The sequence below is a fragment of the Pseudomonas arcuscaelestis genome, from assembly GCF_016881005.1.
GTDB lineage: Bacteria > Pseudomonadota > Gammaproteobacteria > Pseudomonadales > Pseudomonadaceae > Aquipseudomonas > Aquipseudomonas arcuscaelestis.
In genome coordinates this window covers 74541-99228 of the sequence record NZ_JACOPV010000022.1, presented here as the reverse complement: position 1 = coordinate 99228, position 24688 = coordinate 74541, and the positions used below count along the sequence as shown (strand labels likewise).

The window sequence follows — 24688 nt, the reverse complement described above, 5'->3', positions numbered from 1 at the left end:
TGCAGATCTACAACACAGAGCGGCCCCATATGGCCCTGAAAAACAAAACGCCCGATGCGGTGCATCGGGCGTTTTGAGGCCTGGTGGCCTACCTGAAAAGGTGTAAACCTACTTCAGGACTAGACACTGAGAAGCTATTACTTCTTGGCTTCCCAGCCTGTCAGCTCGGCCAGGGCCTTGCCGATGTCTGCCAGCGAACGCACGGTTTTCACACCAGCGTCTTGCAGCGCAGCGAATTTCTCGTCTGCAGTGCCCTTGCCGCCGGAGATGATTGCACCGGCGTGACCCATACGCTTACCCGCAGGAGCGGTAACACCAGCGATGTAGGAAACCACAGGCTTGGTCACGTTAGCCTTGATGTAGGCAGCAGCTTCTTCTTCAGCCGAACCGCCGATCTCGCCGATCATGACGATCGCCTCGGTCTTCGGGTCTTCCTGGAACAGCTTCAGGATGTCGATGAAGTTCGAACCCGGGATCGGGTCACCACCGATTCCAACGCAGGTGGACTGACCGAAACCGGCGTCAGTAGTCTGCTTGACCGCTTCATAGGTCAGGGTGCCGGAACGGGAAACGATGCCGACCTTGCCTGGCAAGTGAATGTGACCTGGCATGATGCCGATCTTGCACTCGCCCGGAGTGATGACGCCTGGGCAGTTAGGGCCGATCAGGGTAGCACCCAGCTCGTCGCACTTGACCTTGGCATCCAGCATGTCCAGGGTAGGAATGCCTTCGGTGATGCAGACGATCAGCTTGATACCGCCGAACGCAGCTTCCAGGATCGAATCTTTGCAGAAAGGAGCCGGAACGTAGATAACCGAAGCATCAGCACCGGTAGCCTCAACGGCTTCCTTGACGGTGTTGAACACTGGCAGGCCCAGGTGAGTGGTGCCGCCTTTGCCTGGAGTCACGCCGCCAACCATCTTGGTGCCGTAGGCAATGGCTTGTTCGGAGTGGAAAGTACCCTGCGAGCCGGTGAAGCCCTGGCAGATAACTTTGGTGTCTTTATTGATCAGGACGCTCATTACTTGCCCTCCGCAGCTTTGACAACTTGTTGAGCAGCGTCGGTCAGGCTGGTTGCAGCAATGATGTTCAAACCGCTTTCTGCCAGTACTTTAGCACCCAGTTCAGCGTTGTTGCCTTCCAGGCGAACAACAACCGGTACCTTAACGCCGACTTCTTTCACAGCGCCGATGATGCCTTCGGCAATCATGTCGCAACGAACGATGCCGCCGAAGATGTTGACCAGTACGGCCGCGACATTGCTGTCGGACAGAATGATCTTGAAGGCTTCGGTAACGCGCTCTTTGGTAGCACCACCACCTACGTCGAGGAAGTTGGCTGGCTTGCCGCCGTGCAGGTTGACGATGTCCATGGTACCCATGGCCAGGCCAGCACCGTTGACCATGCAGCCGATGTTGCCTTCCAGGGCCACGTAGTTCAGCTCGAAGCTGGCAGCGTGAGCTTCACGAGGATCGTCTTGCGACGGGTCGTGGAAGGTTTTCAGCTTAGGCTGACGGTACATGGCGTTTGCGTCGATGTTGATCTTGGCATCGAGGCAGTGCAGGTCGCCGTCGGCCTTGATGACCAGCGGGTTTACTTCCAGCAGGGCCAGGTCGTGTTCTTTGAACAGCTTGGCCAGGCCGACGAAAATCTTGGCGAACTGTGCAACTTGCTTGCCTTCCAGACCCAACTGGAAAGCCAGTTCACGACCTTGGAATGGCTGAGCGCCAACCAGTGGATCGATAGTAGCCTTGATGATCTTCTCAGGAGTCTCGTGAGCGACTTTCTCGATATCCACGCCACCTTCGGTGGAGGCCATGAATACGATACGACGGCTCGAACGATCTACTACAGCGCCCAGGTACAGCTCTTTGGCGATGTCAGTGCAGGATTCAACCAGGATCTTGGTCACTGGCTGACCGTTGGCGTCGGTCTGGTAGGTTACCAGACGCTTGCCCAACCACTGCGCAGCGAACGCCTTGGCGTCTTCTTTGCTGCGAACCAGCTTGACGCCGCCCGCTTTACCGCGACCACCGGCGTGAACCTGGGCTTTGACAACCCACTCGGTGCCACCGATTTTGTCGCAGGCTTCTGCGGCAGCTTCTGGGGTGTCGACTGCGAAACCCTTGGAAACTGGCAGGCCGTATTCAGCGAACAGCTGCTTACCCTGATACTCGTGAAGATTCATGCTTTTTACCGTCTTCGTTAGGTACTGCGCTTCGGCGCTGCGCTCTTTTGGAGTGCCGCGCCACCTGTGACCACATGCCCCCGGTATGCTCCGGGAGTTCGAGTCCGGCGGACTTTCCGCGGTGAGTCATGCACGCAAGACTCACGACGGGCCACCCGCCGTGGTTTCTTATTGTTTAACGCTTCTTACGGTTGGCTACGTGAATGGCACCGCCATTCACTGCCAGTGCGGCTTCATGCAGCGCTTCGGACAGGGTCGGATGGGAGAAAACCATCATGCCCAGGTCTTCGGCGCTGGTGCCGAATTCCATTGCGATTGCACCCTGCTGCACGAGTTCGGCAGCCGATGGGCCAATTACATGTACACCCAGAACACGGTCGGTCTTGGCATCGGCGATAACCTTGACGAAACCACCGGTATCGTTGGCAGCCATCGCACGGCCGCTGGCCGCGAACGGGAAGGTGCCCACGTTAACCTCAACGCCTTCAGCCTTCAAGGACTGTTCGGTTTTACCTACCCACGCGATTTCCGGGTGAGTGTAGATAACCGATGGAATCAGGTCGTAGTTCATCTGGGCTTTGTGGCCCTTGATGCGCTCGACAACCATGATGCCCTCTTCCGAGGCTTTATGGGCCAGCATCATGCCACGAACGACGTCGCCGATGGCGAAAACGCCCGGTACGCTGGTCGCACAATGATCATCAACAAAAACGAAACCACGCTCATCGATGGTTACGCCGCTGTCAGCTGCCAGCAGATCAGTGGTCACTGGACGACGGCCGACCGCAACGATCAGCTTGTCGAAGGTGATCTTCTGCTCGCCGTTGGCATCGGTATAGGTCACTTCGACTTCTTCGCCGTTGACCTTGGAGCCGGTAACGCGAGCGCCCAGCTTGATGTCCAGACCCTGCTTGGTCAGGGTTTTCAGCGCTTCCTTGGAAACGGCAGCATCAGCAGCCATCAGGAAGGTGTCCAGCGCTTCCAGGACAGTAACTTCTGCACCCAGACGAGCCCAGACCGAACCCAGCTCCAGACCGATAACACCGGCACCGATAACACCCAGGCGCTTAGGTACGGCTTGGAATTCCAAAGCACCGGTGGAGTCGACGATAACGTTCTGGTCGACTGGCGCCGGCGGAATGTCGATCGGACGCGAGCCGGAAGCCAGGATTACGTTCTCGGCTTCGATGATTTCAGTGGTGCCATCAGCCTTGGTGACTTCGACTTTCTTGCCAGCCAGCAGCTTGCCGTGACCCTGGATCGAAGTAACGCCGTTAGCCTTGAACAGGGTGGCAACACCGCCGGTCAGGTTCTTGACGATGCCAGCTTTACGGCCAACCATCGCAGCGACGTCCATTTTGACTTCGCCGGTGGAGATGCCGTGGACGTTGAAGCTTTCTTTGGCTTCCTTGTACTTCCAGGAGCTGTCCAGCAGCGCCTTGGACGGAATGCAACCCACGTTCAAGCAGGTGCCGCCAAGGGCCAGTTTGCCCTCACCGTCAGTGTACTTCTCGATACAGGCAGTGCTCAGACCGAGTTGCGCAGCCTTGATGGCAGCTACGTAGCCGCCAGGACCTGCACCAATCACCACAACGTCAAATTTTTGCGACATTCAAAAAATCCTCTTTCAAGCGGCAAGCAGTAAGCTGCAAGCCACAGGCTAAAGCGCATACCTTACAGGCTTGGCGCTTGTAGCCTGCAGCTTGCAGCTGCTCAATCAGATATCCAGCAGCAGACGAGCTGGGTCTTCCAGCAGGTTCTTGATGGTCACCAGGAAGGTCACTGCCTCTTTACCGTCGATCAGGCGGTGATCGTAGGACAGTGCCAGGTACATCATCGGACGGATAACGACCTGACCGTTAACGGCCATAGGACGCTGGATGATGTTGTGCATGCCCAGGATAGCAGCCTGTGGCGGGTTGACGATTGGAGTCGACATCATCGAACCGAAGGTACCACCATTGGTGATGGTGAAAGTACCACCGGTCATTTCGTCGATCGACAGCTTACCGTCACGTGCCTTCTTGCCGAAGGTGGCGATGCCATTTTCGATTTCAGCCAGGCTCATCAGTTCGGCGTTACGCAGAACCGGAACCACCAGACCACGGTCGCTGGAGACGGCAACGCCGACGTCCGCATAACCGTGGTAGACGATGTCAGAACCGTCGATCGAGGCGTTGACAGCCGGGAAGCGTTTCAGTGCTTCGGTAGCTGCCTTGACGAAGAACGACATGAAGCCCAGGCGTACGCCGTTGTGGCTCTTCTCGAACAGATCCTTGTACTTCGAACGCAGCGCCATGACTTCGGTCATGTCGACTTCGTTGAAGGTGGTCAGCATGGCCATGTTCGACTGTGCTTCAACCAGGCGCTTGGCCACGGTTGCACGTACACGGGTCATCGGCACGCGCTTCTCGGTACGATCGCCAGTAGCAACGATCGGCGCAGCGGCGGCGGCGGCAGGCTTGGCAGCAGGAGCGGCAGCCGGAGCGTTTTTCTTCGCTTCGATGGCAGCAACTACGTCTTCCTTGGTGATGCGACCGTCTTTACCGGTGCCCTTCACGCTGTTCAACGCGATGCCGTTTTCTTCGGCCAGCTTGCGGGCAGCTGGAGCGCCAATGGCGTCTTCGTCCGAAGCCGCGGCAGGAGCAGCAGAAGCCTGTGCAGGTGCAGCGGCAGCGGCAGCGGCTGGAGCAGCGGCAGCAACACCACCTTCTTCGATCGAACCCAGGACTTCGTCGGACAGGACGGTTTCGCCCTCGCCCTTGACGATAGCGCCCAGTACGCCGTCGGCAGTTGCCAGGACTTCCAGAACGACTTTGTCGGTCTCGATGTCGACGATCAGCTCGTCACGCTTGACGGCTTCACCCGGTTGCTTGTGCCAAGTGGCAACGGTGCCATCGGCAACCGATTCCGGGAAAGTAGGGGCTTTGATCTCGATAGCCATTATCAGTGGTTCCTTAAATTCGGTTTCTAGTGCGCGATGGCATTAAACAGTGAAGGCATCTTGCAGCAGTTTTTCCTGCTGCTCGGCGTGCATCGAAGCGTAACCACAAGCAGGCGCTGCCGAAGCATCACGACCGGCGTATTCCAGAACCAGCTCTTTATTGTGGCGGGTCAGGATACGACGCATGTGGTGCTGGCTGCTGTACCAAGCGCCCTGGTTCATCGGCTCTTCCTGGCACCACACCACATCCTTGAGATTGGTGTACGGCGCGAGGATCTCGACCAGATCGTCCTCAGGGAACGGATACAGTTGCTCGATACGCACGATAGCGATGTCTTCACGGCCTTCGGCGCGACGTTTTTCCAGCAGATCGTAGTAGACCTTGCCGCTGCACAGGACCAGGCGAGTGACGTTTTTCGGATCGAGGGTATCGATTTCCGGGATCACAGTCTGGAACGAGCCTTCGGCGAGATCTTCCAACGTCGAGATGGCCAGCTTGTGGCGCAACAGCGACTTTGGTGTCAGAACGATCAGCGGCTTGCGCAGCGGACGAATAACCTGACGACGCAGCAGGTGGTAGATCTGAGCCGGCGTAGTTGGTACGCAAACCTGAACGTTGTGCTCAGCGCACAGCTGCAGGTAACGCTCCAGACGTGCCGAGGAGTGCTCTGGCCCCTGCCCTTCATAACCGTGAGGCAGCAGCATGGTCAGACCGCACAGACGGCCCCACTTGTGCTCGCCACTGGTGATGAACTGGTCGACAACTACTTGGGCACCGTTGGCGAAGTCGCCAAACTGAGCTTCCCAGATAACCAGCGCGTTTGGCTGGGTAGTCGAGTAACCGTATTCGAAAGCCAGGACCGCTTCTTCGGACAGGAACGAATCGTACAGGTCGAATCGTGGCTGGCCCTTGTACAGGTTCTGCAGCGGGATATAAGTGCTGGCGTCCTTCTGGTTGTGCAACACCGCATGGCGGTGAGAGAAGGTGCCGCGACCGATATCCTGGCCCGTCATGCGAATCGGGTGACCTTCGAATGCCAGGGTGGCGTAAGCCATGGTTTCGGCGTAGCCCCAGTTGATTGGCAAGCCACCGGCCTGCATCTTCTGGCGATCTTCGTAGATCTTCGAAACCTGACGCTGAACCACGAAGCCTTCTGGCAGTTCCAGCAGCTTGGCCGACAGTTCCTGCAGGGTCTTCAGATCGAAGCGAGTGTCGTGACGCGCAGTCCAGGCGTGGCCCAGATACGGACGCCAGTCGACGAACAGCTCTTTGTTCGGCTCTTTGACCAGGCTCTTCACTACATGCAGGCCGTTGTCCAGCGCATTGCGGTACTCGTCAACCTTGGCCTGGACGCGCTCGGCATCCAATCGACCAGCCTGGATCAGGCTTTCGGCGTAAAGCTCGCGAGTGGTGCGCTGCTTGGCGATCTGCTGGTACATCAACGGCTGGGTGCCGTTCGGCTCGTCGGCCTCGTTGTGACCACGACGACGGTAGCAGACCAGGTCGATAACCACGTCACGCTTGAACTGCATGCGGTAATCGACGGCCAACTGGGTCACGAACAGTACTGCTTCCGGATCATCACCGTTGACGTGCAGGATTGGCGCCTGAATCATCTTGGCAACGTCGGTGGCGTACTCGGTGGAACGCGAGTCCAACGGGTTGCTGATGGTGAAACCAACCTGGTTGTTGATCACGATGTGCACGGTACCGCCGGTCTTGAAACCGCGGGTCTGCGACATCTGGAAGGTTTCCATGACCACGCCCTGACCGGCGAATGCAGCATCACCGTGCAGCGAGATCGGCAGAACCTTGTCACCAACGCTGTCGTTACGACGGTCCTGACGGGCGCGTACCGAACCTTCAACCACTGGCGAGACAATTTCCAGGTGCGAAGGGTTGAACGCCATGGCCAGGTGAACTTCACCGCCAGCGGTCATAACGTTGGACGAGAAGCCCTGGTGATACTTAACGTCACCGGAACCGAGTTCGACCTTTTTCTTGCCTTCGAACTCATCGAACAGGTCGCGCGGGTTCTTGCCGAAGGTGTTTACCAGCACGTTCAGACGGCCACGGTGGGCCATGCCGATAACAACTTCTTTAGTACCGTAGGAACCGGAACGCTGAATCAGCTCGTCCAGCATTGGAATAAGGCTTTCACCACCTTCCAGGCCGAACCGCTTGGTGCCCGGGTATTTGGTGCCCAGGTATTTCTCCAGGCCTTCTGCTGCCGTTACGCGCTCAAGCAGGTGACTCTGGACATCCGCAGAGACTGCCGGGCGACCACGAACGCTCTCCAGACGCTGCTGGAACCAGCTGCGCTGCTCGGAATCGACGATGTGGGTAAACTCGGCGCCAATGGTGCGGCAATATGTCTGCTGCAAAGCGTCGAAAATTTCGCGTAGGCTCGCTTCCTCTTTGCCGATGAACAGGTCGCCGGCACGGAAGGTCGTATCAAGATCGGCATTGGTCAAGCCGTAGTGATTGATCGACAGGTCTACTGGCGCAGGGCGCTGCCACAACCCCAGGGGGTCAAGCTTGGCAGCCTGGTGGCCGCGCATACGGTAGGCCTGGATCAGTCGCAGTACTTCAACCTGCTTCTTCTCGTGTTCACTGCTCACGCTTCCGGCGGAAACCGGCTGGGCGCGGCGCTGGTTCTTTGCCAGCAGTACGAAATGGTCGCGGATTGTCGAGTGCGATACATCGGTAGCGGTGCTGCCTTCGGCGGGCAACTTCTGGAAGTAAGTGCGCCACTCTTCTGGCACAGCGTTAGGGTCGTGCAGGTAGAGCTCGTAGAGCTCTTCCACATATGCAGCGTTACCACCTGAAAGGTGGGCGCTTTCCCACATGCGCTGCATCACGCTTTCTTGCATGCTTGGTCACCCTCGATTAGGGGACGGATCGGCGAGAACCACAGCGCGCCTGGAAAAGTCCGAATGCAGCGACCGAACCAAGCCACCAAGAATCTCACAGATTTTCCGGGTACCAGCCCGGAAGCCCCTGCTGGTCTCATATCTTCATAGGTAAAAGCTTGGGCTTTTTGGGCCTTCGCTCGGGTTTCACCTTGGTGCGGGCAAGGGCCCGCACCTCGGCGTGCTACGGGTACAACACTTTTAAAATCAGGTACCGCTTTGCAGCAACATGTTACGTACGTGACCGATTGCCTTGGTCGGGTTCAGACCTTTAGGGCAAACGTTTACGCAGTTCATGATTCCGCGGCAACGGAATACGCTGAACGGATCGTCCAGCGAAGCCAGACGCTCCTGGGTCTTGGTGTCACGGCTGTCGGCCAGGAAACGATAGGCCTGCAGCAGTGCAGCTGGACCGAGGAACTTGTCAGGGTTCCACCAGAACGATGGGCAGGAAGTCGAGCAGCAAGCGCACAGGATGCACTCGTACAGACCGTCCAGCTTTTCACGCTCTTCCGGCGACTGCAGACGCTCGATGGCCGGAGCCGGCGTGTCGTTCTGCAGGAATGGCTTCACCTTCTCGTACTGCTTGTAGAAGATGCTCATATCAACGACCAGGTCACGAATGACCGGCAATCCAGGCAGCGGGCGGATGATCAGCTTGTTGCGCTTGACCACGGCCGACAGCGGCGTGATGCAGGCCAGACCATTCTTGCCGTTGATGTTCATACCGTCGGAGCCGCAAACACCTTCGCGGCAAGAACGACGATACGAGAAACCTTCATCCTGTTCTTTGATCAGTGCCAAGACATCCAGCACCATCAGGTCTTTGCCACCGGTATCGACCTGGAACGTCTGCATTTTCGGCGCAGAGTCGGTATCGGGGTTGTAACGATAGACTTCGACTTGCAACATAGCGACCACCCCTTAGTAAGTCCGGACTTTTGGCTCGAACGCCGGTACGGTTTTCGGTGCGAAGTTAACGGCGCGCTTGGTAACACGCTTCTCGCCCGGGAAGTACAGGGTATGGCACAGCCAGTTTTCGTCGTCACGGTCTTCAAAGTCTTCACGGGCATGAGCACCGCGGGACTCTTTACGAACTTCTGCAGCGATTGCAGTGGCTTCAGCAACTTCCAGCAGGTTCTGCAGCTCCAGCGCTTCGATACGCGCGGTGTTGAAGGCCTGGGACTTGTCGTTGATCTTGACGTTGGCAATGCGCTCACGCAGTTGGGCCAGCTGCTCGATACCCTTCTGCATGTATTCGCCAGTACGGAATACACCGAAGTAGTTCTGCATGCAGCTTTGCAGCTCGCGACGCAAGGTAGCCACGTCTTCGCCAGTGTTGCGCTCGTTGAGCTTGTTCAAACGGCTCAGGGCAACATCAATGTCGGTGTCGCTGGCGTCAAGGTACTCGATACCGTCGCTCAGCGCTTTTTCCAGGTGCAGACCAGCAGCACGACCGAAAACAACTAGGTCGAGCAGCGAGTTGCCGCCCAGGCGGTTTGCACCGTGAACCGATACGCACGCTACTTCACCTACCGCGAACAGACCAGGAATGATCTGGTCTACGCCGTCGGCGTCCTGGGTCATCGCCTGACCATGAATGTTGGTGGCGACGCCGCCCATCATGTAGTGGCAGGTTGGAACAACAGGAACCGGAGCGACGACAGGGTCGACGTGAGCGAAGGTCTTGGACAGCTCACAGATACCTGGCAGGCGGCTGTGCAGTACTTCTTCACCCAGGTGATCAAGCTTGAGCATCACGTGGTCGCCGTTAGGGCCACAACCGTTGCCGGCGATGATCTCTTTAACCATGGAACGGGCCACAACGTCGCGACCTGCAAGGTCTTTGGCGTTGGGCGCATAACGCTCCATGAAACGCTCGCCGTGCTTGTTGATCAGGTATCCACCTTCACCACGGCAACCTTCAGTAACCAGTACACCAGCGCCGGCGATACCGGTCGGGTGGAACTGCCACATCTCGATGTCCTGGACCGGAACGCCTGCACGCAGGGCCATGCCGATACCGTCACCGGTGTTGATCAGGGCGTTGGTGGTGGACGAGTAGATACGACCTGCACCGCCGGTAGCCAATACGGTGGCCTTGGCTTTGATGTACAGGGTTTCGCCGGTTTCGATGCAGATTGCAATCACACCGACGAACGCGCCTTCCTGGTTTTTCACCAGGTCAACCGCATAGTACTCGTTCAGGAACGTAGTGCCTGCCTTCAGGTTGCCCTGGTACAGGGTGTGCAGCAATGCGTGACCGGTACGGTCGGATGCGGCACAGGTACGGGCAGCCTGGCCACCTTTACCGAAGTCCTTGGACTGACCACCGAATGGACGCTGGTAGATACGGCCGGTTTCGGTACGCGAGAACGGCAGACCCATGTGGTCCAGTTCGAAGACCGCAGCCGGGCCTTCCTGACACATGTATTCGATAGCGTCCTGGTCACCGATATAGTCGGAGCCCTTGACGGTATCGTACATGTGCCAGCGCCAGTCATCGTTCGGGTCGGCCGAAGCGATGGCGCAGGTGATGCCACCTTGTGCCGATACAGTGTGCGAACGGGTCGGGAAGACCTTGGTGATCACGGCAGTCTTGTGACCGCCCTGAGCCAGCTGCAGCGCAGCGCGCATGCCGGCACCGCCGCCACCAACAATGATGGCGTCGAATGAAATCGTAGGAATGTTAGCCATGAATCAGATACCCCAGAGAATCTGCACACCCCAGACGAAGTACGCAAACATCGCGACACCACATACCGCCTGGAACAGGAAACGTACAGCAGTCGCCGACTTGCCCAGCGCCATCGGCGTCAGGTAGTCGGTAGCAATGGTCCACATGCCGACCCAGGCGTGAGCGCCCAGGGCAACGAGTGCCAGCAGACTGAAAATACGCATCGCGTTGTTGGAGAACAGACCGTGCCACTGGGCATAGTCGATGCCCGGGTGCGCGGCGAGGTATCCGATCAGGAAAATGAAATAAGCCGCGAGAACGACCGCAGAAACACGCTGCGCCATCCAGTCATAGAGGCCCGAACGCGAGAGGTTCGTGACGTTGGTTACCATATCCAAACTCCTGCCAGCACGATCAGCACCACAGAAATGGCGATGATGATTTTCGAGCCCAGTCTTCCGCCTTCCAGCGTTTCACCGATGCCCATGTCCATGATCAAGTGGCGCACACCGGCTACCAAGTGATACAGCAAAGCGGACAGGAGGCCCCATGCAACGAATTTGGCCAGCGGACTGGTCAAGCACGCCTTCACCTCGGCAAAACCTTCCTCGGAAGCCAGGGATTGACCCAATGCATAAAGCATGATGGCCAGGCCCAGGAAGAGGATGATGCCGGAAACACGGTGAAGAAATGACGTAACGCCGGTAATGGGGAGTTTGATGGTCCTTAGGTCTAGGTTTACAGGTCGTTGGCTTTTCACGGCTTTTTTCACACTGAAGAGCCCCTAGCAAGCAGGGCAAAGTTGTTGGTAAGTGTACTGGTCAGGTACCCACCACCCAGGGAGTGACGACCCCAGCAACACGGGCTTGCAAGCCCCTGGCGGTCGGGTGCCGATTATAGACAGTTAGGCTACTAATGACAACGCAAGCCCCTAGCCCAAATAGCGCATTGCCTTTAGCTGATAAAAGGCGTAAACGGGCGGCAATTTCGAGGAAAAACCACGCCAAAGCCCCAATACAACCGTGCTTTAGGCAAATTGACATTCGAATTTATCTCACTATAGTGGTGCGGGCCCTGCGTGGGGGGTCTGTCTGATGATTTCAAGCATTAATAGGAGGCCACATGGCTGACAAAAAAGCGCAGTTGGTCATCGAGGGCGCAGCCCCCGTCGAGCTGCCCATTTTAACCGGCACCGTTGGTCCCGATGTTATCGACGTTAGAGGGTTGGGGGCCACGGGTCACTTCACTTTCGACCCTGGTTTCATGGCGACCGCATCCTGCGAGTCGAAGATCACTTATATCGACGGCGACAAGGGTATCCTGCTGCATCGCGGCTATCCAATCGAGCAACTTGCCGAACAATCCGATTACCTCGAGACCTGTTACCTGCTGCTCAACGGCGAACTGCCGAATGCCGAGCAAAAGGCCCAGTTCGTCAGCACCGTGAAAAATCACACCATGGTGCACGAGCAATTGAAGTCCTTCTTCAATGGCTTCCGCCGCGACGCCCACCCAATGGCCGTCATGTGCGGCGTGGTTGGCGCACTTTCGGCGTTCTACCATGACTCGCTGGACATCAATAACCCGCAGCATCGTGAAATTTCCGCGGTCCGCCTGGTCGCCAAGATGCCGACCCTGGCAGCGATGGTCTACAAGTACTCCATGGGTCAACCCATGATGTACCCACGCAACGACCTGTCGTACGCAGAAAACTTCCTGCACATGATGTTCAACACCCCGTGCGAGATCAAACCGATCAGCCCGGTGCTGGCCAAGGCGATGGACAAGATTTTCATCCTCCACGCCGACCACGAACAGAATGCCTCGACGTCCACCGTGCGCCTCGCCGGCTCCTCGGGTGCCAACCCGTTCGCCTGTATCGCTGCCGGCATCGCTGCTCTCTGGGGCCCTGCTCACGGCGGTGCCAACGAAGCAGTACTGACCATGCTCGATGAAATCGGCGATGTCTCGAACATCGACACGTTCATCGCCAAGGCCAAGGACAAGAACGATCCGTTCAAGTTGATGGGCTTCGGTCATCGCGTTTACAAAAACCGCGACCCACGTGCCACCGTGATGAAGCAGACCTGCGACGAAGTCCTGCGCGAGCTGGGCATCAAGAACGATCCGCAGCTGGAACTGGCCATGCGCCTGGAAGAGATCGCCCTTACCGATCCTTACTTCATCGAACGCTCGCTGTACCCGAACGTCGACTTCTACTCGGGGATCATCCTCAAGGCTATCGGCATACCGACCAGCATGTTCACCGTGATCTTCGCCCTGGCACGTACCGTGGGCTGGATCTCGCACTGGAAAGAAATGCTCTCCAGCCCGTACAAGATTGGCCGTCCTCGCCAGCTGTACACCGGCTACGAGCAACGCGACATCGTCAAGCTGGAAGACCGTAAGTAAGCCCTGCGCCGAACACGAAAAAGGCTGCCCTCGGAGGCAGCCTTTTTTATTGGAGCAAAATGCCATTAATATAAACAGTTGCCAAATCGCTACAAAAATCCTGAACTGTACTCAAAAGCTTACGGCTTCTCAGCCTTGGCCTTCAACGCCTTCAAGGTATTGAACGGCGCATCCACGACGAACTTGTTCGCTACCATTGAAGGCACGCTACCACCTGGCTCTGTGTGAACCTGGTAGGTCACCTCGGTTCCACCGTCCTTGGGCGTCAACTTCCAAAAGCCTTCGACCTTGGAAACTCGCACGAAACCTTTCTCTTCCGGCAGGTACTTGGGCACCCCTTCAAGCTTGCGGGTCAAGCTGCCATCGGCGTCTTCGGTGGTGGTGACGTGCAAAATGGAATCGCGCGGCGTAACCGGCCATGGGGTGTTGAACTGAGTGTAGGTCCAGCTCTGGTCACCCTCGGTCTTGAGCAGCTTTTGCGACTTGCACTCGTGAATCCAGGCGCAAGCACCTACGACATCCTCCTGCAGCGCTTTGATTTTTGCCAATGGCGCTTTGATCAGCGTCACGCCGCGATACGCCTTGTATTCGGAACCGGCAACTTCGCCCAGGGACACCTTGATGCCGTCTTCGTCCTTGGCCACCTTCCAATCTTCGGCCTGAACCATAGGCGCGAGCATAGCGCTCAACCCGAAAACCACTGCAATGCGCTTAAACGATCCCATTGTATTGTTCCTTATTGTCGAAGATCTGCGTTTCAAGCTGCCGTCACTTGCTCCAACCACCCAAGAATTCTTATCGCATCATCGCGATCACTGCCGCAGACATCCACATCGGCCTTGAAGCCGCCACACACCGCAGGGCGCTCGGGCTTGCCGAACAACCCACAAAGATTGACGACGGACAGATGCAGACAGCGCTCCCCGGCCGGCTTGCCCTTGGGCATACCCGGAATCGGAGAGCTGATGGACGGCGCGATGCAGCAAGCGCCGCACCCTTCACGACAGTTCATGAAAACAGAATCCTCGGTACAGCAAATGATGAATGAACCCGGATAGTACCCGCTTAAACGATCGTTTGAAATTGCTGGCAAGATGAAAAATCACGCCGATATTCATGACCAACGAGTCAGTTCGGCAACTACTGGCGGAACTCGAATTCGATTGCAGCACCTTCGATATCCTGGCGGGCATCGTTACGCAACTGCAGCTGCATTTCGTTACTAAGCAGCCTGCCGTTGAGCTGGAACGGGCTGTCTGAAGGCGGCTTCTCGCCAAACAGGTACGGCAGCAGTGGCTTGGGCGTGGTCACCGCATCCTGGGTTACCGGCTTGAGGTCCTTGACCATCTCAGTCGGTAAACGCAGATCGAGTTTTGCCTCTGGTAACGGCGCTGGAGCCGTCTTGCCCTTCTTTACCGCTTTATGGTGGGCAGGCTTGGCTTTGGTTGCAGTGCTTGCGTGTTTCGTGACCCCGTCAGCAGGCGGGGTCTGGGCCATCACAGCCCCGGCGCAAGGCATAAGCCCCAGCAGACAAAGGAGGACAACCCGAGGCAAGGCTTTCATAGTTACCGAACATCATCCGCAAAATATGCATATGCTCCTAGTTCCCGAGAGGGCTGGCAAGCCTAGAAATAATTGGCCGCACCCGACTCCTGACACAGCTGGCTGGCCAACATACCCAGGGTCATCAGGGCTCGCTCCGCCTCACGATTCCAGGGAATACCGCAGTTCAGGCGAATACAGTGGTTGAATTGTTCGGTATTACTGAAAATCAGCCCGGGTGCAATGCTGATGCCTTGCTGCAGCGCGCGCACATGCAGCTCCTGGGTATTGACCCGACCAGGCAGGCTGACCCACAGAATGAAGCCTCCTGTTGGTCGGGTCATCTGTGTACCTTCAGGAAAGTGCTGCTGCACCGCCAATTGATAGGCACTGAGGTTTTTCCGGTACTCCTGTCGGATATACCGCAAGTGTCGGTCGTAGCCTCCATTCTCCAGGTAGGAGGCAACACCCATCTGGGTAACGCTGCAGGCGGAATGTGTTGTGAACGTCTGCAAGCGCTGGATTTCCGCCTGGTATTTGCCCGCGATCATCCAGCCGATGCGCACCCCAGGCGACAACGTCTTGGAGAAACTTGAGCAATAGATCACCCGGCCCAATCGATCGAATGCCTTGAGGGACTTGGTCTTGCCCTGCTCGAACATCAGTTCGCCGTAAATGTCGTCTTCCACGATCTGAATGTCGAAATCCGACGCCAGCCGCAGCAATTGCTTCTGCCGATCTTCAGGAATAGTTCCACCCAGCGGATTGCTCAACCGGGACGTCAACACCAATGCCTTGACCGGCCACTGATTGGCCGCCAATTGCAAAGCCTCCAAGCTGATCCCTGTGGATGGATCACTTGGAATCTCGATGACCTTAAGCCCGAGAAGATCGGCCAGTTGCAACAGACCATAATAAGTTGGCGATTCGGCAGCAATCAGGTCACCTGGCTTGGTCAACACCCGCAGCGACATCTGCAGCGCATCGACACAGCCGTGAGTTACCACCACTTCGCTGGGGTCGACCACCACACCTGCATCGCGCATACGAATGGCGATCTGCCGGCGTAGCGGCTCGAACCCAGGGCTGAACATATAGCTGAAGGCCCGAGGACTGTGAAACCGGGTGACTTTGGCCAACTGCTGGTGCAGCGCTCGCACCGGCAAATAGTCAACGTGAGGCACCGCAGCACCGAAGGGAAACACACCGTCGCGCCGCGCTTCAGCCAATACTTGCTGGATAATGCTGCTGCGCGTGACCAGACCTGGACGCTCAACGCGGGCGATGTCCGGGGTCTGCGCAGTCAATGCGGGCGTCTGGTGAACGTAATAACCAGACTGCGGACGAGCACGGATCAGCCCCTGATCCTCAAGGTTCGCGTATGCCTGCAGCACCGTGGCGTGACTGACATTGAGCTGCGAACTCATTTTTCGCACTGACGGCACCCGCTCACCCGGCTGGTAGACGCCACGCCGAATATCTTCGGCCAGTTGCTGGGCGATACGCTGATAAAGCAGCAGGTTGGTCATGATCGGTTCTCGACACGCAGACGATGTAGTTATTTTTGTATGACTCGAATATCAAGCCAGAATACCGGAACAGTTGCAAAGTGTACGGGGACAGATTGCAGAATAGTCGACAATACAGTTGCGTGACAGCCCCCGCTGTTCCTTTCGCACGCCCATAAAAAAACCCGGTGAGGGAAAGCTCACCGGGTTCTTCAAGGGTTTCAGCGTGCGGCGCCGAGCTTGCCCTTTTCGTCGGAAAAAACGATTTCCACTCGGCGGTTCTGCGCCCTACCCCGCTCCGAAGCGTTGGCCTCGACCGGGTACTGGTCGCCGTACCCTTCAACCTGGATACGCTTCTCGTCCACGCCAAGATCGACCAGCATATCGGCGACAGCCTGCGCACGGTCCCGGGACAACTTGAGGTTGTCGTCCGAAGCGCCGGTGCTGTCGGTATACCCTTCTATGCGCACAACGCGCTTAGGGTTGAGTTGCAGGAACTGCACCAGCTTGAGGACGGTGCGATTGGCCGAGTTTTTCAACTCCGCACGACCGGTATCAAACAGCACGTCACCCAGTGTCATGACCAGCCCGCGATCACTCTGGGTGGTCGCCAGACTGACGATCTGCGCCTCCAACCACTTGCCCTGCTGCTGGACACTGGCAAGCTTGGCTTCGCGCAACGCCAACTGCAGGCGCTGACGCTCCAGCTCAAGCTTGGCCAGGCGCTCCTGATTGAGTACCAGGTTGCTGTGCTCACGCGCGATATCACTGTAACGCTGGCTCAAGTAGGCATAGTGCCGGACATCCGACCCTGTTCCCAGATAAGTGGACAAGCGATCTGCCCGCGCCAGAGACTCACCGGCACGAATGACATCACGCGGCGCACTGCGCAAGACATCGGAATCATCCTTGACCGTCTGGAATTTTGCCGCTGCCTCGTCCAGCGCCGACTCGCTGCGCTGGCTGGCACAACCCTGCAGGCCAACGAGCCCGACCAGCAGCAAGGCGACCATAGGTTTGATTGCATTCACGGCTGCTCTCCCAACTGTTTACGCAGGCGATTGACCCGTGACTGCAGGAGATCGAGCTGCTCTTTACTTTTGCTGGTCAACACCCGCGCTTCGGCCAGGCGCGCATCGAGCTCGGCCTGCTCCGCGCGCATGCGCGCATCGCGATAGGATTCGTTACTCATGTTGACCTGAGCCCGGGCCATTTTGTCTTCGGCCATCTTCAGCTCTGGCACCTCATCGGTCGCTCCGACAGCCTTGGCTTGCGCCAGTGCCTGCTCAGAGAGGCGCAACTGTTCATTAGGAGCCGGGTCATTGGCACATCCAGCCAGGGCCAGCAGCGCCACGGCGGCAAATAGTGAATGAATTCTCACACAATCTTCCTACTGTTTAGGGGCATCCAGCGGTGCCTGCATCTGCGCCTTCCAGCGCTCGACGTTGCGTTGCAGTACCGCCTGGGACACGCCGGAGGCCGGCAATTCTGTCAGCTTTTTTGCCAGTTGTCCGCGCAACCAAGCGTCATTGCACGCGGAATTGTGCGACAGCGCCAAATACAGCCCTGGTCGATCCAAAGGTAAACCGCGAGCGATCAACGCATTGCTCATGCCCAGACTTTGGGCCATTGCCATACCGGCGTAGCGTCCGGCCAATACGTAGTCGACCTGGCCCAGCAACAGTTGCTGGAAGGCCTGGGTCAGGTTCTGCGCCGGCGCAAGCTTGAGCTGGCTCTTGGCATAGGCAGAGAATTCGGGGGTCATGCGCGCTTTTTCCGAAACACTGCCCTGATATTGCTGCAGGTCGGACAACGTATCGTAGACAACCGATGAATCGTGGCGGGTCCAGACCACATACTCGTTGCTCAGCAGCGAGGGGTGGATGTAATCCACAGCAGTGAGCTCGGCAACCGCAAAAGGCGAATCAATCAGCAGGTCCATGCGCCCGCTGCGCACCTCTTCCAGCGCATCACTGCGCGTACCACTGTCGAGCACCTCAACCTTCAGGCCCAGTTCGCTGGCGACTTGCTTGAAAAGGTCGACATTGGCGCCGATCAGGTGCTTGGGGTCTTGCGGGTCGCGCCATGAATAAGGCGGAGCATCCGGACTCCCAGTGGCCACCAGACGCTCGCATTTACCTACCGCCCAAACCTGCAATGGCGTCAGCAGCGCAGCGACCATCAGTGCCGGGGTCATTCGGCCAAGCCATCCCATGCAACAACTCCCTACTTTTTTTCCCTGAATTAAAAAGCCCGATCGACCGGGCTGTGCAAGGCTGGCTCACACAGCCCGAATGGATCGGGCTCTTTTATAAGTGAAGCGGCTGGATTAAACCAGCTTCTCCAGCTCAGGTACTGCTTCGAACAGGTCAGCGACCAGGCCGTAATCGGCAATCTGGAAGATCGGCGCTTCTTCGTCCTTGTTGATCGCAACGATCACTTTGGAATCTTTCATGCCGGCCAGGTGCTGGATCGCGCCGGAGATACCGACGGCGATGTACAGCTGTGGCGCAACGATCTTGCCGGTCTGCCCGACCTGCATGTCGTTCGGTACGAAACCGGCGTCGACCGCGGCGCGCGAAGCACCCACTGCCGCGCCCAGCTTGTCGGCCAGTGCGTAAAGATGCTTGAAGTTGTCGCCGTTCTGCATGCCACGACCGCCGGAAACGACGATTTTGGCAGCAGTCAGTTCAGGACGATCGGACTTCGCCAGTTCTTCACCAACGAACGCCGACTTGCCAGCGTCGTGAGCAGCAGCAACAGCCTCGACCGCAGCCGAACCACCTTCGGCAGCAACGGCGTCGAAACCGGTGGCGCGCACAGTGATGACCTTGACCGCAGCGTTCGATTGCACGGTGGCAATGGCGTTGCCGGCATAGATCGGACGCTTGAACGTGTCGGCCGATTCAACCGCGATGATCTCGGAAATCTGGTCAACGTCCAGCAGCGCGGCGACGCGCGGCAGGATGTTCTTGCCGTTGGAGGTGGCAGGTGCCAGTACGTGGCTGTAGCCCTTGCCCAATTCGGCGACCAGTGGCGCGACGTTTTCTGGCAGTTGATGCGCGTAGGCAGCGTTGTCGGCGACCAGCACCTTGCCAACACCAGCGATTTTCGCGGCGGATTCAGCAACACCACCCACATTCTGGCCTGCGACCAGTACGTGGATATCACCACCGATTTTCGCGGCGGCAGCAACAGTGTTCAGAGTGGCCGGGGCTACGGCACCGTTTTCGTGTTCAGCGATAACCAGGATAGTCATTTAGATTACCTTCGCCTCGTTCTTCAGTTTCTCGACCAGTTCAGCAACCGACTTGACCTTGATACCCGCGCTGCGTGCAGCTGGCGCTTCGACTTTCAGGGTCTTGTTGGTGGAGGCGGTGGAAACGCCCAGGGCGTCTGGAGTAACGGTTTCCAGCGGCTTCTTCTTGGCCTTCATGATGTTCGGCAGCGACGCGTAGCGCGGCTCGTTCAGGCGCAGGTCGGTGGTGACGATCGCAGGCAGGTTCAGCGCTACAGTCTGCAGGCCGCCGTCAATTTCACGGGTGACGTTGACCTTGTCGCCAGCGACTTCAACCTTGGAGGCGAAAGTACCCTGGGCGAAACCAGTCAGCGCAGCCAGCATCTGGCCGGTCTGGTTGTTGTCGCTGTCGATGGCTTGCTTGCCAAGGATCACCAACTGAGGCTGTTCCTTGTCGACGACAGCCTTGAGCAGCTTGGCCACGGCCAGCGAGGTCAGCTCTTCTGCCGACTCGACCAGCACCGCACGATCAGCACCCAGAGCCAGGGCAGTACGCAGTTGCTCCTGGGCAGTGGCAGGGCCGACGGTAACGACGACGATCTCGCTGGCAACGCCTTTTTCTTTCAGGCGTACGGCTTCTTCTACGGCGATTTCGCAGAAGGGGTTCATGGACATCTTGACGTTAGCAAGGTCGACGCCGGAGTTGTCCGCCTTGACGCGAACCTTGACGTTATAGTCGACCACTCGTTTGACAGCTACAAGAACCTTCATGGATTCCTCGTTACTCTCCGGTGAAAAGAATGTCGCCTGGGGCAAACCCGGCGATTGCGCGTGGGTACAAGGGCACCTCTAAAAACGATTGCAGCCGATAGAATTTAACCCTGACCCAGCAGTCTCAATTCGACCATGTAGCAGCAAAACCCATGGGTCATTTTCTGTCGTGGCGTGTAAACTCCACTACAAAGCGGGCCGAAGCCCTGCTGCCCTGCTTTTCGCCTGGTTTTTAGGGGTGTACCTGCATCCTGCGGTCAGCCTACGGCGAGCGCAAAACCGCTCGTATCTTGACCGTAACGCCCAATCCGGTCAATACGGCAATCCGGCCAGATTCACGCCGCGCGTCTTTGATTTTACTGGCCTGCGGCAAATTCAAACAAACGTTTGTATTGGACCCCGTCAGTGGTGTAGATATAATGCGCGGCCAAGAGAAAGCGGTGTAGTCCGTCAGCACTCGAGCTACAGCTCAAGCGTACCGAATAATGACCGCCTGACACCCGCCAACAAAGAAAAACCGATGAGCCTTGAGTAGGAGAGAACCTGTGGAACGCGAATACATGGAATTCGACGTGGTCATCGTCGGCGCTGGCCCGGCTGGCCTGTCCGCCGCCTGCCGACTGAAGCAGAAGGCCGCCGAAGCCGGTAACGAAATCAGCGTCTGCGTGGTCGAGAAAGGCTCGGAAGTCGGTGCCCACATTCTTTCCGGCGCGGTGTTCGAACCGCGCGCCCTGAACGAACTGTTCCCGGACTGGAAAGAACTAGGCGCCCCGCTCAACACCGAAGTCAAACGCGACGACATCTACGTGCTAAAGGATGCCGGCAGCTCGGTCAAGGTTCCTGACCTGTTCGTGCCCAAGACCATGCACAACGAAGGCAACTACATCATTTCGCTGGGCAACCTGTGCCGCTGGCTGGCCCAGCAGGCCGAAAACCTGGGTGTGGAAATCTACCCAGGCTTCGCCGCCCAGGAAGCGCTGTTCGACGAAAACGGTGTCGTGCGCGGGATCATCACTGGCGACCTGGGTGTCGACCGTGAAGGCAATCCCAAAGACGGCCTGTACACCCCAGGCATGGAGCTGCGCGGCAAGTACACCCTGTTTGCAGAAGGGTGCCGCGGCCACTTGGGCAAGCAACTGATCAAGCGCTTTAACCTGGACAGCGACTCCGACGTTCAGCACTACGGCATCGGCTTGAAGGAAATCTGGGAAATCGATCCGGCCAAGCACGAGCAAGGCCTGGTTGTGCACACCGCTGGCTGGCCGTTGGATGTAATGGCCAAGGAGAACACCGGTGGCTCGTTCCTCTATCATCTGGAAAACAACCAGGTTGTAGTGGGTCTGATCGTCGACCTGTCCTACAGCAATGCCTACCTGTCGCCGTTCGACGAATTCCAACGTCTCAAGCACCACCCGGTGATCAGCCAGTACCTCGAAGGCGGCAAGCGCATCAGCTACGGCGCTCGCGCCCTGGCCAAAGGCGGCCTGAACTCGCTGCCGAAAATGGTCTTCGCCGGCGGCGCCCTGATCGGCTGCGACCTGGGCACCATGAACGTGGCCAAGATCAAGGGCAGCCATACCGCAATGAAATCCGGCATGCTGGCGGCTGAAGCGGTGGCCGATGCATTGCTCGCCGGCAATGAAGGCGGCGATCAGCTCAACAGCTACGTCGAGGCTTTCAAAGCCAGCTGGCTGCATGACGAACTGTTCGCCAGCCGCAACTTTGGCCCGGCAATGCACAAGTTCGGTCCAATGCTCGGTGCTGCGTTCAACTACCTCGACCAGAACTGGTTCGGTGGCAAGCTGCCGTTCACTCTGCACGACACCAAGCCGGACTACGCCTGCCTGAAGCTTGCCGCCGATTCGAAGAAAATCGACTACCCCAAGCCGGACGGCAAGCTCAGCTTCGACAAACTCAGCTCGGTATTCCTCTCCAGCACCAACCATGAAGAAGAGCAGCCGTGCCACCTGAAACTGGCCGATGCTGGGATTCCGATCGGCACCAACCTGCCGCTCTACGACGAACCCGCCCAGCGCTACTGCCCGGCAGGAGTGTATGAGGTAGTGACCCAGGAAGACGGCAACAAGCGTTTCCAGATCAACGCCCAGAACTGCGTGCACTGCAAGACCTGTGACATCAAGGACCCTTCGCAGAACATCACTTGGGTAACGCCGGAAGGCGCTGGTGGCCCGACTTACCCGAACATGTAAGTCAGCAGCCAACAAAAAGCCCCCTCGTCTTACGGCCAGGGGGCTTTTTAATGACTGCGTTTTACGCCCATTTACTCAGCAACGTACCGCGTCTGCCTCGCAGCCCAATGTTTCTCGCGCCGCAAAGTAGCATGCCGTGAACAGTCCCACGGCGCCCATGACCAGGCTGAACCCAACGCATACCCAGGGGCTCCAGGGCATCAGCGCTATCAGCATCAGCGGTGTAGTACTGGCCCATAGTGCATAGGCAATATTGTAGGTAAAGGAGATGCCCGACACGCGAATCGGCGCCGGAAACAACCCGACCATCACTGAAGGCACCACCCCCACCACCCCGCAAGCCAGGCCGGCTACCGCATAAGCCAACCCAGGCCACTGCCAGCCACTCACCAGACTCGTGTACATAGCCGCGATACCCAGCGGCAACAGCAGGCTGTAAATCATCAGTGCCCGCCATGCACCGATGCGATCCACCAGCAGCCCGGCCAATACACAGCCAATATTCAAAAAGACAATCCCTATGCTGCTCAAGGCGAAGGTATGCCCAGCGCTCATGCCAAAGCGTTGCTGCATTACGGTCGGGGTTATCACCACCAACACCACCACCGCCGATGTCAGCACGCAGGTGAGTAGCACCGCTGGAAGCAAAGCACGGCGGTGCTCAGTCAACACCGTACGCAGCGGAAAGGCCGCCGGCTGTTCGCGGCGGTCACGCATGGCCAGGAAAACCGGGGTTTCACTCAACCAGCGACGCAGCCACACCCCGATCACGCCAAACACCCCACCCAACAGGAACGGAAAGCGCCAGGCGTAATCAAGGATTTCTTGTGGCGTGAACATCTGTGCCAACAGCGTGGCAGTCAGGGCGCCGAGCAAATAGCCGAAGGTCAGCCCTGCCTGGAGAAAACCCAGCGCATAACCGCGGCGTCCGGCCGGAGCATGCTCGGCAACGAACACCCAGGCGCTTGGCACCTCACCGCCCACCGCCGCGCCCTGAAAAATACGCAATGCCAGCAAAATCAGCGGTGCGAAATAGCCAATTTCAGCATAGGTAGGCATCACCCCGATCAGCAGGCAAGGCAGCGCCATCATCAGGATGCTCAAGCTGAAGACCTTCTTGCGCCCCAAATGATCTGCAAAATGCGCCATGAGAATTCCGCCCAATGGCCTCGCCAGGTAGCCGGTGACGAAAATCCCGAAACTCTGCAGCAAACGCAGCCATTCCGGCATTTCTGGCGGGAAGAACAATTGACTCAGGGTCAGGGTAAAAAACACGAAGATAATGAAATCGTAGATTTCCAGCGCGCCGCCCAATGCTGCCAGGCTCAGGGTCTTGTGATCACTGCGCGTGAGGCGTAAAGCAGGCGCAGGCGAAGTGGCTGTCATAGAAGCAATCCGTCAATCGATAGGCATCAGCACGCTTGCTGGCGTGTGGGCAAACGCAAGAGGATAGCAAAACACCCCATTGGCGTGTGCTGGCTGAGGCTAGCGATCAGCGAGAGAAAATCGAATGGGCGAAGCTAGCTCGCCGCGGTGCATAGCCGCGGTGGTTTCCATGCTCGTATACCCCCGGCAACTGCCCGATCACTCTGGGCATATCAATGATTGCCATGAAGCTCTGCATGGTTTCGTTGTCCGGCACTTTGGGCAGGCTGACATTTACCGACTGGCGCTGACCGCTGGGAATGGCCGGAACCTTCAGGTGCTGAGACTCATAAAGCAGGGCGTGCTGAATCTGCGAATTGACCTGGCAATAACGCTCAAGATCGACCCCTACATGGCTGGCAAGGTCGATATTGCCAACCAACAAGTTGAATGGCAGCAACGCGCCTTGTACCAATCGCTGCAAGTCTTCGAAAGACTCCACGGGTGCTATGCGGTAGTAGCCCATGCCGTTGAGCATTTTCTCCAACTGCATCAATTGCATCGGATGCTCATCGGCAATCAGTATCCGCAGGGATTTGTCTGGCATCGTCATTGACCAAGGCAAATAAGCGTTAAAGGCACTCCTCGACCGTACTGCGCCAATAAATCAACTTCAGGCTGGTGGCAGGCACTTCGCCAGATACAAGGTGTTCATTGATAGTTGTAGGGAAACCGGCATAAATCAAGGACAGCCGAGAGGGAATTTTGAGTGATGGCACTAAACTCAAATACAAATTATAATTATTCGTAAACAAGCCTCACTGTCGCACCTTCCCGCCGCGGTAAATTCTGCCGCGAGAATCTCGTTTACCTGAAGCCTTGCGTGTATGTCGTATTTGCCTGGCAGCGCGACGCCACGA

Annotated in this window: 22 protein-coding genes; 2 read left to right on the top strand and 20 right to left on the bottom strand. The window is 57.5% G+C overall.

Features of this window, described 5'->3' with window-relative positions; genetic code table 11:
- Positions 1 to 137: 137 nt before the first annotated feature.
- The 9 genes from sucD to sdhC all read right to left on the bottom strand — a co-directional run bounded on the left by sucD (position 138) and on the right by sdhC (position 11494).
- The gene (gene sucD / locus H8F21_RS26875; RefSeq protein WP_203585680.1) at positions 138 to 1022 is read right to left on the bottom strand and encodes a succinate--CoA ligase subunit alpha; all 885 of its coding nucleotides are present in this window, start codon (positions 1020 to 1022) and stop codon (positions 138 to 140) included.
- Positions 1022 to 2188 carry an ADP-forming succinate--CoA ligase subunit beta gene (gene sucC / locus H8F21_RS26870; RefSeq protein ID WP_010224674.1) on the bottom strand — a complete coding sequence of 389 codons (1167 nt, stop codon included), beginning with the start codon at positions 2186 to 2188 and terminating at the stop codon, positions 1022 to 1024. Before sucC ends, sucD begins: the two co-directional genes overlap by 1 nt.
- A gap of 175 nt (positions 2189 to 2363) precedes the next feature.
- Positions 2364 to 3800: a dihydrolipoyl dehydrogenase gene (gene lpdA / locus H8F21_RS26865; protein WP_203481766.1), complete on the bottom strand. Its 1437-nt coding sequence runs from the start codon at positions 3798 to 3800 to the stop codon at positions 2364 to 2366.
- Positions 3801 to 3905: 105 nt separating this feature from the next.
- Positions 3906 to 5132: a 2-oxoglutarate dehydrogenase complex dihydrolipoyllysine-residue succinyltransferase gene (odhB, locus tag H8F21_RS26860; RefSeq protein ID WP_203585679.1), complete on the bottom strand. Its 1227-nt coding sequence runs from the start codon at positions 5130 to 5132 to the stop codon at positions 3906 to 3908.
- Between the two features lie 42 nt (positions 5133 to 5174).
- Positions 5175 to 8006, bottom strand: coding sequence for a 2-oxoglutarate dehydrogenase E1 component (locus H8F21_RS26855; protein ID WP_203481764.1), 2832 nt, complete (start codon positions 8004 to 8006; stop codon positions 5175 to 5177).
- Between the two features lie 246 nt (positions 8007 to 8252).
- Entirely contained in the window at positions 8253 to 8957 is a 705-nt protein-coding gene (locus H8F21_RS26850) for a succinate dehydrogenase iron-sulfur subunit (protein ID WP_045188779.1), read from the bottom strand.
- Between the two features lie 12 nt (positions 8958 to 8969).
- On the bottom strand, positions 8970 to 10742 hold the full coding sequence (gene sdhA / locus H8F21_RS26845) for a succinate dehydrogenase flavoprotein subunit (protein WP_203481763.1): 1773 nt from the start codon (positions 10740 to 10742) through the stop codon (positions 8970 to 8972).
- Between the two features lie 3 nt (positions 10743 to 10745).
- Complete coding sequence (sdhD, locus tag H8F21_RS26840) at positions 10746 to 11114, bottom strand: succinate dehydrogenase, hydrophobic membrane anchor protein (protein WP_128324478.1); 369 nt, start codon at positions 11112 to 11114, stop codon at positions 10746 to 10748.
- Positions 11108 to 11494, bottom strand: coding sequence for a succinate dehydrogenase, cytochrome b556 subunit (gene sdhC, locus H8F21_RS26835; RefSeq protein ID WP_203481762.1), 387 nt, complete (start codon positions 11492 to 11494; stop codon positions 11108 to 11110). Before sdhC ends, sdhD begins: the two co-directional genes overlap by 7 nt.
- Before the next feature lie 350 nt (positions 11495 to 11844).
- Between sdhC and gltA the strand changes: the two genes are divergently transcribed.
- Entirely contained in the window at positions 11845 to 13134 is a 1290-nt protein-coding gene (gltA, locus tag H8F21_RS26830) for a citrate synthase (RefSeq protein WP_136477389.1), read from the top strand.
- A 119-nt stretch (positions 13135 to 13253) separates the two neighbouring features.
- Here the strand turns inward: gltA and H8F21_RS26825 are convergent, their stop codons facing one another.
- The 9 genes from H8F21_RS26825 to H8F21_RS26785 all read right to left on the bottom strand — a co-directional run bounded on the left by H8F21_RS26825 (position 13254) and on the right by H8F21_RS26785 (position 20193).
- Positions 13254 to 13859 carry an START domain-containing protein gene (locus H8F21_RS26825; RefSeq protein ID WP_203585678.1) on the bottom strand — a complete coding sequence of 202 codons (606 nt, stop codon included), beginning with the start codon at positions 13857 to 13859 and terminating at the stop codon, positions 13254 to 13256.
- Positions 13860 to 13891: 32 nt separating this feature from the next.
- Positions 13892 to 14146: a YkgJ family cysteine cluster protein gene (locus H8F21_RS26820; RefSeq protein WP_203481757.1), complete on the bottom strand. Its 255-nt coding sequence runs from the start codon at positions 14144 to 14146 to the stop codon at positions 13892 to 13894.
- A gap of 128 nt (positions 14147 to 14274) precedes the next feature.
- Complete coding sequence (locus tag H8F21_RS26815; protein WP_328824407.1) at positions 14275 to 14631, bottom strand: translation initiation factor 2; 357 nt, start codon at positions 14629 to 14631, stop codon at positions 14275 to 14277.
- Between the two features lie 128 nt (positions 14632 to 14759).
- A complete protein-coding gene (locus H8F21_RS26810; RefSeq protein ID WP_203481754.1) occupies positions 14760 to 16205 on the bottom strand; it encodes an aminotransferase-like domain-containing protein in 1446 nt (481 codons plus the stop codon).
- 200 nt (positions 16206 to 16405) lie between these two features.
- Entirely contained in the window at positions 16406 to 17197 is a 792-nt protein-coding gene (locus tag H8F21_RS26805) for an OmpA family protein (protein WP_203481783.1), read from the bottom strand.
- Between the two features lie 14 nt (positions 17198 to 17211).
- The gene (locus H8F21_RS26800; protein ID WP_136477396.1) at positions 17212 to 17565 is read right to left on the bottom strand and encodes a DUF4398 domain-containing protein; all 354 of its coding nucleotides are present in this window, start codon (positions 17563 to 17565) and stop codon (positions 17212 to 17214) included.
- A 9-nt stretch (positions 17566 to 17574) separates the two neighbouring features.
- Positions 17575 to 18399 (bottom strand): substrate-binding periplasmic protein, encoded by an 825-nt coding sequence (locus H8F21_RS26795; RefSeq protein WP_236043241.1) that lies wholly within the window; start codon positions 18397 to 18399, stop codon positions 17575 to 17577.
- A 114-nt stretch (positions 18400 to 18513) separates the two neighbouring features.
- A complete protein-coding gene (locus H8F21_RS26790) occupies positions 18514 to 19443 on the bottom strand; it encodes an electron transfer flavoprotein subunit alpha/FixB family protein (protein WP_203585677.1) in 930 nt (309 codons plus the stop codon).
- The gene (locus H8F21_RS26785) at positions 19444 to 20193 is read right to left on the bottom strand and encodes an electron transfer flavoprotein subunit beta/FixA family protein (RefSeq protein ID WP_009396278.1); all 750 of its coding nucleotides are present in this window, start codon (positions 20191 to 20193) and stop codon (positions 19444 to 19446) included.
- A gap of 545 nt (positions 20194 to 20738) precedes the next feature.
- Here H8F21_RS26785 and H8F21_RS26780 point away from each other — a divergent pair.
- The gene (locus H8F21_RS26780) at positions 20739 to 22403 is read left to right on the top strand and encodes an electron transfer flavoprotein-ubiquinone oxidoreductase (protein WP_203481750.1); all 1665 of its coding nucleotides are present in this window, start codon (positions 20739 to 20741) and stop codon (positions 22401 to 22403) included.
- 75 nt (positions 22404 to 22478) lie between these two features.
- Here the strand turns inward: H8F21_RS26780 and H8F21_RS26775 are convergent, their stop codons facing one another.
- Both H8F21_RS26775 and H8F21_RS26770 read right to left on the bottom strand, forming a co-directional pair.
- A complete protein-coding gene (locus H8F21_RS26775; RefSeq protein WP_203481749.1) occupies positions 22479 to 23789 on the bottom strand; it encodes an MFS transporter in 1311 nt (436 codons plus the stop codon).
- Between the two features lie 106 nt (positions 23790 to 23895).
- On the bottom strand, positions 23896 to 24375 hold the full coding sequence (locus H8F21_RS26770; RefSeq protein ID WP_203585676.1) for an ANTAR domain-containing protein: 480 nt from the start codon (positions 24373 to 24375) through the stop codon (positions 23896 to 23898).
- Positions 24376 to 24688: the final 313 nt, after the last annotated feature.